Genomic DNA, 15,892 nt, shown 5'->3' on the forward strand with positions numbered 1-15,892 from the left:
TATCACTATGCTAGCTAACACAATCAGAATGAAAGTTAGTGTTTGAAAAGGTTGTAGAGTGTCATTTTTCTGCTAGTTGCCGGATTGCCTGAATTAATTGTAATGCTTCATCGTTATCTCCGTGCACACAGACGGTATCTGCTTCGATATGTCTGACTATTCCGGAAATCGTTCGAATTGTGCCATTATGAATAATTGTTTCCAATTGTTTGAGCATTTTGTCGGTGTCGTGTATCACGGCATTTGGTTGCGTTCTAGATGTTAAGCTGCCATCATCCTGATAAGTGCGGTCTGCGAATACTTCATTTGCTACCTTTAATCCCTTTGCTTTCCCAGCTTTTATTAATGCACTTCCGGAGAGGCCAACTAACGTTAAAGAAGGATCTAAATCATACACAGCTTGTGCAATGGCTATCGCTAAATCTTTGTTTTTACATGCCTGATTATAGAGTGCACCATGCGGTTTTACATGTTCAAGGCGAACGTCGTTGGCATCTGTAAAGCCTTTTAGCGCACCGACTTGATAAATGATCAGGTCATAGACTTCTTCTGGTGAGAGTTTCATTTCCCTTCGACCAAATCCTTGCAAATCAGCAAAACCTGGATGTGCGCCGATCTGAACATCATGCTCTTTTGCTAACAGGACTGTTTGATTCATGACATGAGGATCTCCGGCATGGAAGCCGCAAGCTATATTTACGGCATCGACAAGTGGAATGATTGCCTTATCATTACCCAATTGATATAAGCCATAACTTTCTCCTAGATCACAATTTAGTAACAGTTTCTTCATCAGTAAATCTCTCCCCATTTTTCCTTTGTAAACAGTTGGATGCGTTTCACATTTTCTTCTCTTTCAGTCAACAGCGAAAGTGCTTCCTCTAGTGTTATTTTTTGAAATGTGAAAGGTTGACCGGGTCTGATTTGACTAACTTTTCCCAAATCCACCTTTGCTACCTGGCCAATCTTCGGATATCCTCCTGTAGGCTGACCATCTGCCATTAAGATAATAGGTAAACCATTTGGTGGAACCTGGATTGAACCATATGCCGTAGCCTCTGTTAATAACTGTTTCTCATGGATTTGTTCAAGTGGAGTACCTTCCAGCCGATATCCCATTCGATTGGATTGGGTAGATAATGTCCAATCTCTTGACTCGAGTTGATCGGATTCAAACCATTCGGCTTGTGCTCCTTCGAGATAACGGATCACTTTATCCGGTTGACTGATATATTCAAACATCGCTGAGCGTATTCCCCAATGTAAGGGCGACGGTAATTGATGTGCTTGGCAGAGTGGTAACACATCTCCTACTGCAAGCTTTCTGCCCAGTATACCATCGATATCCGCCCGTACCACGGTGCTTTTGCTTCCAAGGATTTCTAGAATATCAAATCCATCTTTTACTGCAAGATAAGCGAATCCACCTGTTTTGACCGTCCGAAATTGAAGGGTATCACCAGCTTTAATGGAAACAGGCTGGTACATTGGTAATGGTTGATCATTTAAGTTTGCAGACATATCCGCTCCTGTTACTGCAATAATTGCATTTTGATGAAATGTCAGTGTTGGGCCGACATACCCCATTTCCAATACAGCTAGATTTGCTTCATTATTTAGTAAAAGGTTAGCGATTTTTGCTGCAAAATCGTCCATCGCTCCACTAACAGGAAACCCGTAAGATTGATATCCAAGTCTGCCTTGATCTTGAATCGTCGTATGTAGCCCTTGTTCAATTATTTCAATCGACATATGCATGCTGCTCCTTTTTCATGATTTGTTCGAACTCTGTCAGCGTGACGGGATAGAACGAAAGCCGATCACCTGCTTGAAAAAGCGTTGGCTTGTCCGCTTGTAATGGCAAAAGATTTATCGGAGTTCGTCCAATTATTTGCCATCCTCCGGGAGATGAGCTTGGGTATATACCTGTTTGTGAACCGGCAATTCCTACTGAGCCTGCTGGAACATGTAGTCTAGGTTCGTCTTTTCTAGGTGTTGCAAGTTGCTCGTTCATCCCTGATAAGAAGGGAAAGCCAGGAGAAAAGCCTAAAAATGCTACTTTATATACAGGTTCACTATGTAAGGCAATCAATGTTTTTAAAGAAGAGGTATGGTACCCTAACACGTCATCCAGATCAGGTGCCAATGTGCGGTCATAACAGACTGGTATATGATGAAGTTTTCCTTCTGTTTGCGGACAGGAGGCAGCATTTTCTATCAATGATTGGACGTTTTTCTTCATCAGATGGTGGCTGGTTACGAAAGGGTTGAAATAGATCGTCATGGTAGCATACCCTATTACAACTTCGTTTATCGCTAAAGATGGATCATCTTCCAACAGATGTTTATACATATGTAATGGTTCTGAACGGCCGATAGAAAATGGGAACGTTACAAGCAGTGCGCTTTCTGAGATTGATTGAAATAACACGGTGATTCCCCTTTCTTTACAAAAATGTTCTATCTCTTATTGTAGCCGATTTTATCCTTTCATGAAAACAATCAAAAACAAAGGACTTTTTTACTATACTAATACTGGCGAAAAATGATAATATAGTTGTATATATAAAGACGTATCGTAATTTAGGGGATAATGATGAAAAACAAAGCGAAAAGACAACCACGCCGTTTTCGTTTGAAAAACATGAAAATCGGTAGGAAATATGGCCTGATTCAGACGATCATCCTGTTATTGTTTCTGGGGGCTACTATTTATGTGTCGATGTTATTGCAGACGTTAAATAGTAACATGGATGTAATGAGAGATGAGGCCGAACGTGTCGCAACTGTAACAGAGTTAGATGCCTTAATCAGGGAAAAAGGCGAAAAAATATACGAATATATGTATCAGCCGGACAAGTCGATCGTAGATACTTTTACAGAAGTAGACAAACAGACTATGGAGCTGAGAAATTCATTGCAACCATCGATGGATACTGCTGAGGAATTAGAACTTTTCAACACGATTGCTGAAATGGATGACCAAATCTCCACTAACTTCCAGAAAATAGTTGACTATCACAATGAGGGATCAGATAATAATGCTCGTATTTATGCCGATCAGGCAGGCTATTATCAGTCAATCACCGTAGAAAATATTGCTAAGTTGAAAGAAATAGCCGATCAAACGCAAGCAACGGCAATCCAACATGTGAACGAAGATAAAGAAGAAGTGTTGTATACCTTAATAATATCATTTGCAGTTGCATTTATTGTTGGATTTGTTTTGTTTATCATCATGAATCGACATATTTCCCGCAATATCCAACAAGTCATCTCTATAAGTAATCAAATTGCAGCGGGAGATCTACGAGCAGCAACGGTTGCCTATGATGGCAAGGATGAAATTGGTCAACTCGCCCAAAGTGTGAACAGACTCGGAGATAACCTCCGTCAAATTGTTTCGAAAGTAGCAACGGTTTCTGATACTGTATCTCAACAGAGTGAAGTCCTATCTCATTCCGCTGGGGAAGTCAGAACAGGTACAGAACAGATAGCTTCCACGATGCAGGAATTGGCTTCAGGAAGCGAAACACAGGCAAATCATGCGGGAAGTGTTGCTGCCAAGATGAATGATTTTTCTTTAAAGGTGCAGGAAGCCAATGAAAATGGTCGTCATATTGAATCATCCTCTACTGGTGTTCTGACCATGACGAAAGATGGGCAGCAAATGATGGAATCTTCTGTTCAACAGATGGGGCGCGTTCATTCGATTGTACAAGCATCTGTTGAGAAAGTAAGAGGTCTTGACGTTCAAACGAAAGAAATTTCACAGTTAGTCGCTGTCATTAAGGATATAGCAGAACAAACCAATTTATTAGCATTAAACGCAGCGATTGAATCTGCACGTGCAGGCGAGCATGGAAAAGGTTTTGCTGTTGTAGCAGATGAAGTAAGAAAATTAGCCGAACAAGTAGCGCATTCGGTTACCGATATAACGACGATCGTGAACACTATCCAAGCAGAATCATCTAATGTTACCAATTCATTAGAGGAAGGCTATAGTGAAGTTACAGCTGGTTCGGAGCAAATCAAACAAACGGGTTCGACCTTTGAACAAATCAATGCAGCGGTTAGTGAAATGGTAGATACCATTCGCACTGTAACAACTAATCTTTCTGATATGACATCAAGCAGTGAACAAATTAATATCGCAGTAGAAGAAATAGCGTCTATTTCGGAAGAATCAGCAGCAGGGGTCGAACAGACATCCGCATCCGCGCAACAAGCAAGCAGTGCAATGGAAGAAGTCTCAGTAAATTCGAAAGATTTATCATTACTTGCTGAGGAGTTAAATGAAGCGGTGAAACAGTTTAAGCTGTAATCATCATAAGAAAGAGCACTCCAAAATAAAATGGTGTGCTCTTTCTTTAGTCAAGAAAGTATAAAAATGCAGTCACAGCAGTAATCATATTGAACATGAAGTTTTGTTCCTATAATATGGATTATGTAAACTAGCAGCTTAGTGGTCATTTTGAAAAATTATGTGTGGTATGATACCGCTCCGCCCAACCACTCCGCGTCCTGCGGGGCACGGCTGGAGCTAACTTTGTGAAGAATAACGCTTCACAAAGTGGATCTCCAGCACCTGCACAATCCCGCGGGAGTCTCCGTGGTTGGCCTACGCTGATGTATAGCTCCACAATTTATGCGACAGCTAGGATATGAAGCACTATCTGCAAGATTCACACCATAATTGATGAGATACATTCCTAGCACGACTGCTTTTTGCTGTTACATAATTTGTAGCACTTCCCTCAAGCGTAGGAAATAGGCGGAGACTCCCGTGGAATCAGCGCGAGCTGAAGATCCACTTCATTTGTGCCTGTGTCTGCAAGCATTGCTTCGAAGTAAGCTTCCTCGGCACAAGGCAGCAAAGAAGCATTTACAAGTAGTAGCCTAGCTGAAGCCGTTCCCCATAGCCGTCAAGCTAAGAAAAAACAAAAAAACCTTCATAAATTAATCTGTTATTTTAAAACAATTTTTTAAATATATTTCCAGTTATTAGCGTTTGGATGCACGGGTAACTTATCCTGTTTTTTAAATTTTTCTATGCCATATGAAATGTTTTTTTGTATGTTTTATATAGAATATCTCTCATACTCTTTTGCTGATTTCGCCGTTCTTTTTCACCATGCTTACAAATATTTTCATAGATGTTTTTTATGATACTTTGAAGGTAAGAAAAGCTAAAAATGGGTCGATCTTTTGCGCTTATAATAGCGTTTTTCGCTTCATCAATACACTTGTACTCACTCGCCTCAAACGCCTTCTCTTGATAAAGATAATTACGACACTGAAACGCGATCATAGAAGAAAGCAGGATATGAATGAGGGTACCATATAAATGGCATTCGAATCGCTCTGATTTTACGGCCCGCACATCATCTATGTCAAATAGAGATTTCCACGTTTTAAACAGAATCTCGATTTGCCAACGTAATGAATAAATAGGATAGAGATCTTGCGCATCCAATTGTTCCTGTGTTACATTGGTGGCAAGGATTTGAATATGAGTTCTTTTGTTGGCAGATGGGGTTTTGGCCCCTTTCTGCCTTCTTCTTTTTAAATAAACCTCTCGTTGACGTTGCTCTTTCTTGGTTAGTTTCTGCACAACCACTCGTGATAGACAGGTATTCTTGCCTTTCTTCCCGATTTGAATCCACCCATAATCGATTCTTTCTCCTGGCTTCAAGTGCTCGCCATCTTCTTCTGGATGTAGTTTAACCTTTTCTCCTTCTTCATTCCACGTCCAAAACGTCTGATTAGCTGGCACTCGTGTGATATAATATCCTTGATTTTTGTCTATATTTTTCAGGTGTTCCCCTGAAAAATAACCCAAGTCTCGTAGGACAAGGTCTCCTTTCTCAATGGTTTCTTCTAATTCACGTGCTGCTTCTTGATCACTGTCCATTAAATCATATAATAATGCATGCATAAATCTCCCTTGATACAGTTCATATTCCAATTGTATTTTGGTGCCATCTGGATAAGAAGAATCATGCTTAGGCGTGCTAATAGAGGTAGCATCCAATATACGTATGCGGGAAAATAAACGATCCAAATCGAATGGAATGCTCACCAGATTTTGTTGGGCAGCTAATTGAAAAAACATTTCTCGTAAAAAGACAACACTTTCCTTGGTAAAACGTTGGTCTAATGCTTGTTTCGACAATTGTGTGCCTGATGATAATCGCGACATGGCTGAACATAAGTCACGCAAACTACTCCCGCCAAATGTTTGATTCAAAAACGCACTGATAATTAAAAATTCTTCCGCTTTTAATTTACCTTGTCGTTCTATGAAACCCGTTTTTCGCGCTAACTCCCGAATTTTTGATACAGATAACACTTTATGTATTGCTTCAACAAATGGCTGTATAACTTTCGTAAATGACATAGAAAGATCCCTCCATCTAGTATATTCCGTCCGTTAGAGTACAGCATTTTTCGTTTTTCGAAAACCATAATGCTTAGCTTGACGGCTATGAGCCGTTCCCACAGGACGCGGAGCCTATTTCCGGAGCTTTGCTAAGTAGATAAAATATTTCAAAATGACCACTATGTCAGACAGTTCTACTTTACATCACCCATATTACAGGAAATCGTATATTACTTAGATTAATTAGGACCGAGCGGGTTATGCCCAGTTTTTCTTATGATTCTGCGATTTCCCGCTCACTAAGAATGATATTTTCTACAATATTATAAATCGATAATAACTCATATAAAATAATGACTTCAGGTGTAAATAATGTTGGATCGTCCTCTTTGCCCGGTTTTTTACTTTCCCAGAATTGATTCATTAGCGTTTTTACCTGCTTCTTATACGCACTTGCTTTATAATGATCAGGATATTTCATGAAATCGGCTAATGTTTCCACCATCCGGACAATGTCTTCACACTCATGCTTGCTCCAGCAAACATGCTGAATCGGTGTATTAACCAAGTTTCCAATATGATAGTGAATCAATCGCAGACGAGTTAAATTTTTTCGTTCGTAATCAAACACACTCTTTGTCCGGTCATCCAATCGGTGATACCGTGATTCAGCTGATTGAAAGCTTAATAATCGTTCAGTTTGATCCAACATGTCTTTTAGCGTTTGGAATCGCTGATCGATTTCTTGTTTCTGATTCGTTAATTCGCCATTTCCAAGTAATTGCTTCAGAATGATTTCAAGCTCTTCACCGGTCTGTTTTAATAGATCGTGCATATTTGTCAGTATCTTTCTCGTGTAGTTAGGAGGCAGGACAAACATATTGACAAGGGTGGAAACGGATAGTCCGATAGTAGTCGTTCCTAAGCGGATAGCAAATGCCACGAATAGATTGGTATGAATAACTTCTATCATTGCAACGGAAGTTAATGTTGCTACCAGTAGTCCCGCATGAAGACCTAAACGATAACAGGTAATAATGGTAAATAGTGCAGCTAACGTATAAGTGATCGGTGTATTGCCGAACAAAGAAATGAAAAGGACGGCATATCCCGAGCCAATGGCGGAAGCAGGAAAACGAACGATTCCTTTTTTTATAGAATCTGCAACGGTTGGCTCGATCGTCACAATAGCCGTAATAACGGCAAATACAGGGGGCCATCCCATCCAGTCACAAATCAGTGAGGTTAGGAATACAGCCAGTGCTGTTTTGATTACTCGTCTACCGAATAATCGATAACGTAATTTTGACAATTTCATCTAACTGATGCTCCTTCAAACAATCTATTGCATAGTATACATTAGAAATTGGATACTTTCCATGCCTTGTCCTAAACAGAATAGTTGCAATTAAATAAATAGAAAGATAAAATTTGTTGTAAACGCTTTCTTATTTAATGCATATGATGTAAAATAGGAAATATAATTTACTGTTCATCTAGTTCCAATGAAATTTGAGGAGGTGTTGTCATTGCTTTCTGTGAAATTATTAAAACCTTATTATGTAAAGGAAGAAGGCAAGTACATTCGGGTGGTGTTAGCATATCAGTATTTTTCATTATTAATGGATGATGAAGTGTATCATTTCGTACCACTCGAAGCACGAGAAATCCGAATCAATCGTGACACACAACAAATTGAAAATAAAGACGCGGTATTCGTGTTCCAAAAAGGGAAAAAATATAATCGGATGACGTTGTCCGACCTTATGAAGGTAAAGGATTTTCAGCAGCATCTATCTACTATTTTGAGTCCATACATGATTGTATCGGAGCAAGAAGAGGAAAGACATAATATTGATCATGTAATAATGGAACTGGAACGCAGTAACTTATTACGTCTTATTGACAATGCATTAGATGATTTAAATGAAGAAAAATTTGATCTCTATACAACAAAATTAAACGAAATGTAGCAGTTGCATCCGCAGCTGCTTTTTATTTATTAGTAAAGAAAGAATTATCCATATCGAGATATTTAATGTGCTAGAATACCGCTCCGGCAAACCACTCCGCAGCTATAAAAATATTAAAATTATCACTTCGCATACAGTTTAGTCTAGATAATCTGATTTATAGGCAGGTTTTCATAAATAAAAGTATGAAAGCAAGATGGGCTTAGGTTCAGTTTTAAATAGAGTGAAAGATAAGGAATGATTCTAAATTATTAAAACAAGAAGGTAAAGGCTTGCTAATTTTCCGCTGCAGCTTTTAAAATGAGAGTAGGAGGTGTCCGATGGATTTAGGAGTGAAAGGTAGGAGAGTGTTAGTATTAGCAGCAAGTAAAGGCTTAGGGAAGGCATGTGCGATGGCCTATGCAGAAGAAGGAGCTCATGTTTTTATTGCCAGTCGAGATGCTGAACAACTTCAGGAGACCGCGAAGGAAATCTTCTCTGTCACATATAACCCCAATATTGAGTCAGTCGTCTGTGATGTAACGAACGGAAAAGACATCGAAAATATGGTGGAGAAAATCGGCAGGATAGATATTGTAATAAATAATACTGGCGGACCACCAGCGGGACAATTTGCAGATTTTGATGATTCTGATTGGCAACAGGCATTTGAGTCATTAGTAATGAGCGTCGTCCGAACCGTAAGGGCTGTAACACCATATATGAAAGAACAGCAATTTGGACGTATTGTCACGATTACTTCCAGTTCGATGAAACAAGCGCTTGATGGGTTATTGTTATCCAATACATTTCGACCAGCAATAGTAGGATTGTCGAAAAGTTTGTCACAGGAGTTGGCTGGAGACAATATTTTGATTAATTCAGTCGGACCAGGAACAATGGATACAGAACGGATTCGCGCAGTATATGGTCAAGAGGATGAAAGTTCGATGAAAAAAATAGGTGAGAAAATTCCGGTTGGCAGAATCGGCCGTCCAGACGAATTTGCTAAAGCAGTGTTGTTCTTAGGTTCAGCTGCCAATACATATATCACCGGTCAGACATTGGTCGTCGATGGCGGTGCAATGAAATCTTTATAAATAAGGAGAGGTAGCATGACAAAGTTAAGGTGGGGAGTTCTTAGTACGGCAAATATAGGAGTTACCCAAGTGATACCAGCAATCAGACGCTCCAATAATGGAGAAGTAGTGGCGATTGCCAGCAGAAACGAAGACAAAGCGAAAGAGGTAGCAGATAAGTTAAATATTCCGCGTACTTTTGACAATTATGAAGCACTATTACAAGATTCTGAAATAGATGCGGTCTATATCCCACTGCCAAATGGTTTACATAAAGAATGGGTAATAAAAGCAGCTCAATACAAAAAGCATGTACTTTGTGAAAAACCTGTTGCCATTACGAATGAAGAATTGGCGGAGATGATCCAAGCCTGTGATGAAAATGGGGTTATTTTCATGGAAGCCTTTATGTATCAGTTCCATCCTCAACACCAAAAAGTAAAAGAACTTCTAGAACAAGGGGTTGTAGGTGAAGTTGCGATGATGCGTGCCAACTTTTCTTTCTATTTAGATGATCGCTCCAATATTCGTCTAAATAGTGAATTAGGTGGAGGCGCCATGTTTGATGTAGGATGTTATACCATCCATGCCATACGTAATATTCTCAATATTGAACCATTATCAGTTTATGCCAGTGGTAATTATCATCCAGATTTAGAAGTGGATACGACGATGGCAGGTGTGCTCCATTTTGATAATGGCATTGTGACATCGTTTGATTCCAGTTTTGATTGTATTTCTACCCAAAGCTATGAAATCGTTGGATCAACAGGCCGGATCACCGTAAGTTCTGCATTTCGTCCAGACACAAATGAAGGGATGATCGCGGAGATTCAGGTGGAAACCGCAGACAATGAAGTGGAGATTTTTACAGAGTCAGGTGACCAGTATTCATTAATGGTCGAAGATTTCGCCAGTGCCGTTCTTCATGAGCAACCATTACAATATGGCATTGATAAAATGCGAAACCAAATGAAAGTATTAGATGCAGTTTATAAAAGCAGCAGATTAGGTGAAGTGATAGCATTAGCATAGTAGTTAGTACTGATCTGATGGGAGTCTCCGCAAGTTTCCTACGCTAATACAGCGTAGGTATCTGACACATCAGTTGCAGAGCAAATATCCTAGAACAGGCCTGCAGTACGCGGAGTGGTTGACCCCAGAGGATTCCGGCACAAGATGCATTTCAAAATAAACACTAAGCTGTTACTGTAGATAATCCGTATGGCCATATTAATTTACTACATAAGAAAAAGAGCCAGCTGACAGGATCAGGCTGGCTCTTTGATCTATTCATTCATCGAGGAGAGAACTTTTCCGACTTTTTCTGCTACGTAACTGCTTCCGTGATCGCGTCCTTCGATATGCTCGATCATCATCGATACGATCACACTGCCATCTTCCGGATAGCCGACAAACCATCCATTTTCAGCACCGTTCTCTTCATCGAGAGATTGCTTTAATTCGGCTGTTCCTGTTTTTCCGGAGACTGCCACATTGTCAACGTTCGCGGTTTGTCCGGTACCATCCGTCACTACAGCCCGCAGTGCATCGCGAATAATCGCTGCATTATCTTCCGACAGGGTACTCTCTTTCCAGATTTGCTCTTTTTCTTCATCACTCAAAAGAATCGGTTGAACTATATTACCCTGATTGAGTAAGACCGAGTAACTGGTTGCTAATTGTAAAGCACTTAGTTCCAATTGTCCTTGCCCATAACTTGTGTCTGCCAGCAATACTTCTTCACTTAACGTACCATCAGAGGAAATAGTGCCTGATTCAATCGGATAGCTAAACGGAAATTCGTCTGCTAAGCCAAAATTCTTTAAGCCATTTAGAAATGCTTCTTCTCCCATATTAACAGCCTGCATAGCAAAATAAATATTATCGGATCGAACTAACGCATCTCTTAAATCAACAGGACCGCTAGATTCAGAGACTCGTGTGACCTTGTAGTTTCCCCAGCCATCTTTCTGCCACTTCAAACCGCTAATCGATAATCCTTCATTCGGATCAATGGAGCCATTTTCCAATCCAATAGCACTAGTAATTGGTTTGAAAGCCGATCCAGGTGCAAAAGTGGCTGCAAAACGATTGAGCAGAGGCTGTTGAGGGTCTTCATTCCATTTAGTCCACTGATCATTACTAAGTCCGTATAAAAAAGGATGTGGATCGAATGATGGACTGCTCACTAACGCCAGTGTTTCCCCAGTTGTTGGATCAACGGCAGCAGCAGTACCAGCTTCACCTTCAAGTGAATCGAAAAGTTGCGTTTGCACGGTACCATCAATTGTTAAACTAATATCTTCTCCATTTTGGACGGCTTTCTCGGCGATGATAACCGGTTCCTGCTCTTCCTTAACAGCAGTTAGTTGAACTCCAGCTTCCCCGCGTAAGCGTTCTTCAAACAGTTCTTCCAGTCCGCGATTACCGACAAGACTTGCTTCTGTGTAGACACCAGGCTCTGCTTCTTCTAACTTTTCAGCCGTTATCGGTGCAATATACCCAACAAGGTGGGCTGCTGCTTCGCTTAATGGATAAATTCTCCCGGTTTGCGTACTGTAGGTTAGGCCAGGGATGGAATCGACGGCTTCCTGGTAGCCATTTTCATCGAGACTGGGAACTACCTTTAACGGAACCAATACATCCGGTCGTACCCAATCGGCACTTAATGCTTTCTCGATATCGGCTATTTCCATATTTAATGCCTCCGCTATTGCCTGTTTTTCACTTTCTTCGTCTTCAAAGCGATCAGGTACAACTGCAAATTCGTAGACATCATGATTTACCGCTAATCCATTATCGTTTCGGTCAAAAATTTGTCCCCTTGTCGGTTGTGTAGTGCTCATACTTAATTGGCTTCCGTCCTCAAGCTCAGGAAAGATAAAGCCAGAATTCCAATTAACCTTCCAGTCGATTTGTTCTTTATCGTCTACTGTTTCGGTTACTTTAACCATTTCAATGTCTTTGGTGAAAGAGATTGGACCTGCGACCGTTTCCATATTGACACTTAGTGGAAAGGTAGCTGATTCGATTTCATCCAGATCGACTTCTTCTTCTCCTTCAGCTGTTTCTGGTTGCTCAAAGGAGACGGACAGATCGGAAATTTCCACGTCATCATATAGCTTTTGGTAACGATCGACAAATTTTTCTTTTTCTACGTCTTGTACCATCTCATACATCTGTTCAAAATCTTGTTCGTTCCAATAATCGACATACTGTTGCAAGCGCTCTTCTGGTCGTACTTGTTCTTCATTAGAGCAAGCAACCAGTGTTAGCGCGATTAAAAAAAGGATGATACTTATTTTTTTCATGTTATGTTCCCCCTAATTAAGTAAAAAAGCGTATTGTAAGAATCAATACGCTTAGTATATTGGTTTTGCATATATAATGTATCTCTCAGGTGCGTTGCCAACATATGAAAAAGGGTAGCAGGTTGTAATAACTAACTCTTCTTCAGGAGCGGTTGACTTAATAATCGTTGTATCATCTGCGTCTACGATTTTAGAGTCTACCATTTCGTACTCATATTCACCATAAGGAAGTACGATCGTAAAAGTGTCGCCGATCTCCACTTCGCCAAGGCTGCGAAAAACGGTATCACGATGACCGGACAAAACGATCTGATCCTGTTGCATCGGATAAGCTGAACCGCGGTAATGCCCGACACCCTTTTCTAAATCATCAGGATCCGTTCCTTCTACAATGGGTAATTCGGCATCAAGTGATGGAATTTCCAAAATCCCAACAGCGTCACCGATTTCAGGGAAGAATTCCTCTGGTTCCTGTTTTTTCTCTGCTTTTGATGATTGTTCGATCAGTTCATTCGCTTCGGTAAATGCCTGTTTTTCAGCAGCCTGAATCTTAAAGTACTGGTAGCCACCGACACCGAGTAAGACAATTCCGGCAAGTATAAATAGGATTGCAAGCTTCTTCATAACGATCCACCTTTTTGAATATGTATTAACCATATTATACTAATAATAGGAAAAGAATGCACGTTATTCTTCGTAAAAAACGGTAATATTTTTCGACAAAAGAGATGGTTTAAGACGATTACATCCTACTATTTTAGCAATAGAATGACGAATTTAACAGGACTTTTGTCTAGATTTCAAAAAAATTCCTGTGAATTAGTCATAATCCCTTGTAATTTTCGACAAAAAATCGTACCTTTATATAGAACAAAACTTTCTTTTATGCTATAATTATTTTCGTTAGAGGAGAAAGTAGGTGACAATTTGTGATTGGGGAAAAAATAAAAGAACTCAGAAAACAAAAACGTATGTCTTTGTCAGAAGTAGCCGAACAAGCTGGTGTAGCAAAGTCATATTTAAGCTCCATTGAACGTGGCATTCAATCGAATCCATCGATTCAATTTATGGAGAAGGTAGGAAAAGTTCTAGGTGTTACCGTCAACGAATTATTAATGTCACAATCTGATCAGGAACTAAAACAACAGCTTGATGAAGAATGGCTAAAGCTAGCAGAAGAAGCAATGAAATCAGGTGTATCAAAACAGGAATTCAAAGAATTTCTCGACTTTAATAAATGGAAACTTAATAAATGAATCGACCAAATAAAAGTCAGCCACTTTTTTCTCAGTGGCTGACTTTTATTTGGATCATAAGCAAAGAAATTAGGCTCTATACTAAATGTGATGGTGGTTGGAAAAAAAGCAAAAACATACACTCATACTCCCTCTTTTGTTACTCTATAATCGCGACAAAATAGAAGAAATAGAGGGATATGAGTGCAACATCATCTTATTATAGATTTATTTGGTGTTAAAGAGAAGCATGTCGATGTCTGGTAAGATGGTGATTTTGATATATTTTATCTGCTTAGAAAGCTCCGCGAAGTGGTTGGCCGGAGCGGTATCCCAGCACATGAAACATTTCAAAATCACCACTAAGCAACTAGTTAATACCGGGTGATTTTCCTGTTTTCTCTAATATTGAAAGAGATTAATAGCTATTAGTGAATATACATGAGATAATAGAAAATAGTGTATTGCATTAATAGCAAAAAAATGTAAAAATAGTACAAGAGTGGACATAAAAACTTGACTGCAATTCGTATAAATATAGAGGTATTGGCGCTATGAAGAAAATAATATATTGGATGTTTCCTTTGCTTTGGATGTGGGTAATCTATTTAGTATCTGACCAACCTTATCAACAACAAGATATCAAGCCATTTCTTTCTACATATGTAGATTTATCATTTTTGGAGCCTGTCTTGTCACCAATAGTGTTCCATTATCATCACAGTGAAGTGAGTGTCGCTGCACTTGGTGTCGAAGGGTTTATCGAATTTATTGTGCGTAAAGGAGCACATTTTGTCGTATTCTTAACTCTAGCATGCTTATTTTATATAGCAATGCGAAAGAGTTTTCCTTTAAGTGTGCCAAAGCTCGTTGCCGTTATAGCTTTTTTGCTGACGGTTCTGTATGCAATAAGTGATGAGTGGCACCAAGGTTTTACAGCAGGAAGAACACCATATGCCGGAGATGTCATGATTGATAGCGCAGGAGCATTGGTAGGGATTTTAGCTATTTTAATAGGAAACAAGTTACGAAAATAACGATACATTCATATACTAGCGGTAGGATGGGAAAAGGGGTTGAATCGTTTGACTGAACAGGAGATTTACCGTTCGATTTTACAAAAGATGAGAGACCAGACGGAAACACAACAAATAAATAATTCACAAGATTTTATAAAACGATTAACAAAAGAAATGAAACAAGCTAATTTATTACCTTTTAAACAAAGTAAGTAGAGTGTGAGAAAATGTCACACTCTATTTTATTTCCAGGGAAATAGTCACGCTGTTTCGACGTCGATTTCTATGTAAGAATCATTGCCTTCGGTTACTTCCGCATTCCCACTTGTTAAATCCGTTATCCAGCCGGTAAATGAATCTTCTTCACCGATTAATACACGAACGTGAAAGGTGACATTATCCAAATATTGGATTTCTTCTAACAAATAATCGGACTGTCGCAATTCATTTTCAAGTTTTCCGAGTAAGGTGTAGTCAACCTTGAGAAAAAACTGCTTCATTCTTTTTCGTTCGACAATGCCCGTAGTGTTGATTGCCAGTGTTGTCGTGCTTGCATATGCCCGGATTAAACCTCCTGCCCCGAGTTTGATTCCTCCGAAGTATCTTGTAATCACGATTGCGGTATCTTTTAATTCCCGTTTTTTTAACACTTCCAAAATGGGCACACCAGCTGTTCCGCTTGGCTCTCCATCATCATTTGCTTTTTGGATCTGATCGTGCTCTCCAATCATATAGGCAGAGCAGTTATGGGTAGCGTCAGCGTGCTTTTTTTTAATCGACTGAATGAATTGCTGAGCGTCTTCTTCTGATTCCACGCGTTTTACATATCCGATGAAACGGGATTTTTGAATGGATTGTTCATCGATTCCTTCTTGCTTAACGGTATAATATTGATTCAACATACTATATAA

General features: G+C 39.6%; 15 protein-coding genes. 7 read left to right on the top strand and 8 right to left on the bottom strand.

Annotation, left to right across the window (positions count from 1 at the left end; genetic code table 11):
- Window positions 1–61: 61 nt before the first annotated feature.
- From MUN87_RS21290 to pxpB, 3 genes are read right to left on the bottom strand one after another with little or no spacing between them, the layout of a single operon-like run.
- On the bottom strand, window positions 62–793 hold the full coding sequence (locus MUN87_RS21290) for a 5-oxoprolinase subunit PxpA (RefSeq protein ID WP_244743853.1): 732 nt from the start codon (window positions 791–793) through the stop codon (window positions 62–64).
- The gene (locus tag MUN87_RS21295) at window positions 793–1,752 is read right to left on the bottom strand and encodes a 5-oxoprolinase subunit C family protein (RefSeq protein WP_244743854.1); all 960 of its coding nucleotides are present in this window, start codon (window positions 1,750–1,752) and stop codon (window positions 793–795) included. The genes MUN87_RS21290 and MUN87_RS21295 overlap by 1 nt, the downstream gene beginning before the upstream one ends.
- Complete coding sequence (pxpB, locus tag MUN87_RS21300; RefSeq protein WP_244743855.1) at window positions 1,742–2,431, bottom strand: 5-oxoprolinase subunit PxpB; 690 nt, start codon at window positions 2,429–2,431, stop codon at window positions 1,742–1,744. Before pxpB ends, MUN87_RS21295 begins: the two co-directional genes overlap by 11 nt.
- A gap of 162 nt (window positions 2,432–2,593) precedes the next feature.
- On the opposite strand from pxpB, the gene MUN87_RS21305 reads away from it, so the two are divergent.
- A complete protein-coding gene (locus MUN87_RS21305) occupies window positions 2,594–4,324 on the top strand; it encodes a methyl-accepting chemotaxis protein (protein WP_244743856.1) in 1,731 nt (576 codons plus the stop codon).
- Window positions 4,325–5,050: 726 nt separating this feature from the next.
- Here the strand turns inward: MUN87_RS21305 and MUN87_RS21310 are convergent.
- Together MUN87_RS21310 and MUN87_RS21315 are read right to left on the bottom strand one after the other, a co-directional pair.
- Window positions 5,051–6,400, bottom strand: a complete 1,350-nt coding sequence (locus tag MUN87_RS21310) for an IS4 family transposase (protein WP_244743857.1) — start codon at window positions 6,398–6,400, stop codon at window positions 5,051–5,053.
- A gap of 256 nt (window positions 6,401–6,656) precedes the next feature.
- Complete coding sequence (locus MUN87_RS21315) at window positions 6,657–7,700, bottom strand: FUSC family protein (RefSeq protein ID WP_244743858.1); 1,044 nt, start codon at window positions 7,698–7,700, stop codon at window positions 6,657–6,659.
- Window positions 7,701–7,920: 220 nt separating this feature from the next.
- Here MUN87_RS21315 and MUN87_RS21320 point away from each other — a divergent pair, with 220 nt between their 5' ends.
- The 3 genes from MUN87_RS21320 to MUN87_RS21330 all read left to right on the top strand — a co-directional run bounded on the left by MUN87_RS21320 (window position 7,921) and on the right by MUN87_RS21330 (window position 10,448).
- Entirely contained in the window at window positions 7,921–8,355 is a 435-nt protein-coding gene (locus MUN87_RS21320; protein ID WP_244748042.1) for an IDEAL domain-containing protein, read from the top strand.
- 320 nt (window positions 8,356–8,675) lie between these two features.
- A complete protein-coding gene (locus MUN87_RS21325) occupies window positions 8,676–9,434 on the top strand; it encodes an SDR family oxidoreductase (protein WP_244743859.1) in 759 nt (252 codons plus the stop codon).
- A 15-nt stretch (window positions 9,435–9,449) separates the two neighbouring features.
- Window positions 9,450–10,448: a Gfo/Idh/MocA family protein gene (locus tag MUN87_RS21330; RefSeq protein ID WP_244743860.1), complete on the top strand. Its 999-nt coding sequence runs from the start codon at window positions 9,450–9,452 to the stop codon at window positions 10,446–10,448.
- Between the two features lie 254 nt (window positions 10,449–10,702).
- On the opposite strand, the gene MUN87_RS21335 is transcribed toward MUN87_RS21330, so the two are convergent.
- A complete protein-coding gene (locus MUN87_RS21335; protein ID WP_244743861.1) occupies window positions 10,703–12,727 on the bottom strand; it encodes a penicillin-binding transpeptidase domain-containing protein in 2,025 nt (674 codons plus the stop codon).
- Between the two features lie 51 nt (window positions 12,728–12,778).
- Window positions 12,779–13,351: a class D sortase, LPxTATN-specific gene (gene srtD / locus MUN87_RS21340; RefSeq protein WP_244743862.1), complete on the bottom strand. Its 573-nt coding sequence runs from the start codon at window positions 13,349–13,351 to the stop codon at window positions 12,779–12,781.
- Between the two features lie 305 nt (window positions 13,352–13,656).
- Between srtD and MUN87_RS21345 the strand changes: the two genes are divergently transcribed.
- From MUN87_RS21345 to MUN87_RS21355, 3 genes are all read left to right on the top strand, one after another.
- Window positions 13,657–13,983 (top strand): helix-turn-helix domain-containing protein, encoded by a 327-nt coding sequence (locus MUN87_RS21345; RefSeq protein ID WP_244718666.1) that lies wholly within the window; start codon window positions 13,657–13,659, stop codon window positions 13,981–13,983.
- 533 nt (window positions 13,984–14,516) lie between these two features.
- Complete coding sequence (locus MUN87_RS21350) at window positions 14,517–14,999, top strand: VanZ family protein (RefSeq protein WP_244743863.1); 483 nt, start codon at window positions 14,517–14,519, stop codon at window positions 14,997–14,999.
- 39 nt (window positions 15,000–15,038) lie between these two features.
- Entirely contained in the window at window positions 15,039–15,197 is a 159-nt protein-coding gene (locus MUN87_RS21355) for a hypothetical protein (RefSeq protein WP_244743864.1), read from the top strand.
- A 44-nt stretch (window positions 15,198–15,241) separates the two neighbouring features.
- Here the strand turns inward: MUN87_RS21355 and MUN87_RS21360 are convergent, their stop codons facing one another.
- Complete coding sequence (locus MUN87_RS21360) at window positions 15,242–15,883, bottom strand: YigZ family protein (protein ID WP_244743865.1); 642 nt, start codon at window positions 15,881–15,883, stop codon at window positions 15,242–15,244.
- Window positions 15,884–15,892 lie beyond the last annotated feature (9 nt).

Source organism: Gracilibacillus salinarum, assembly GCF_022919575.1.
Classification (GTDB): Bacteria; Bacillota; Bacilli; order Bacillales; family Amphibacillaceae; genus Gracilibacillus; species Gracilibacillus salinarum.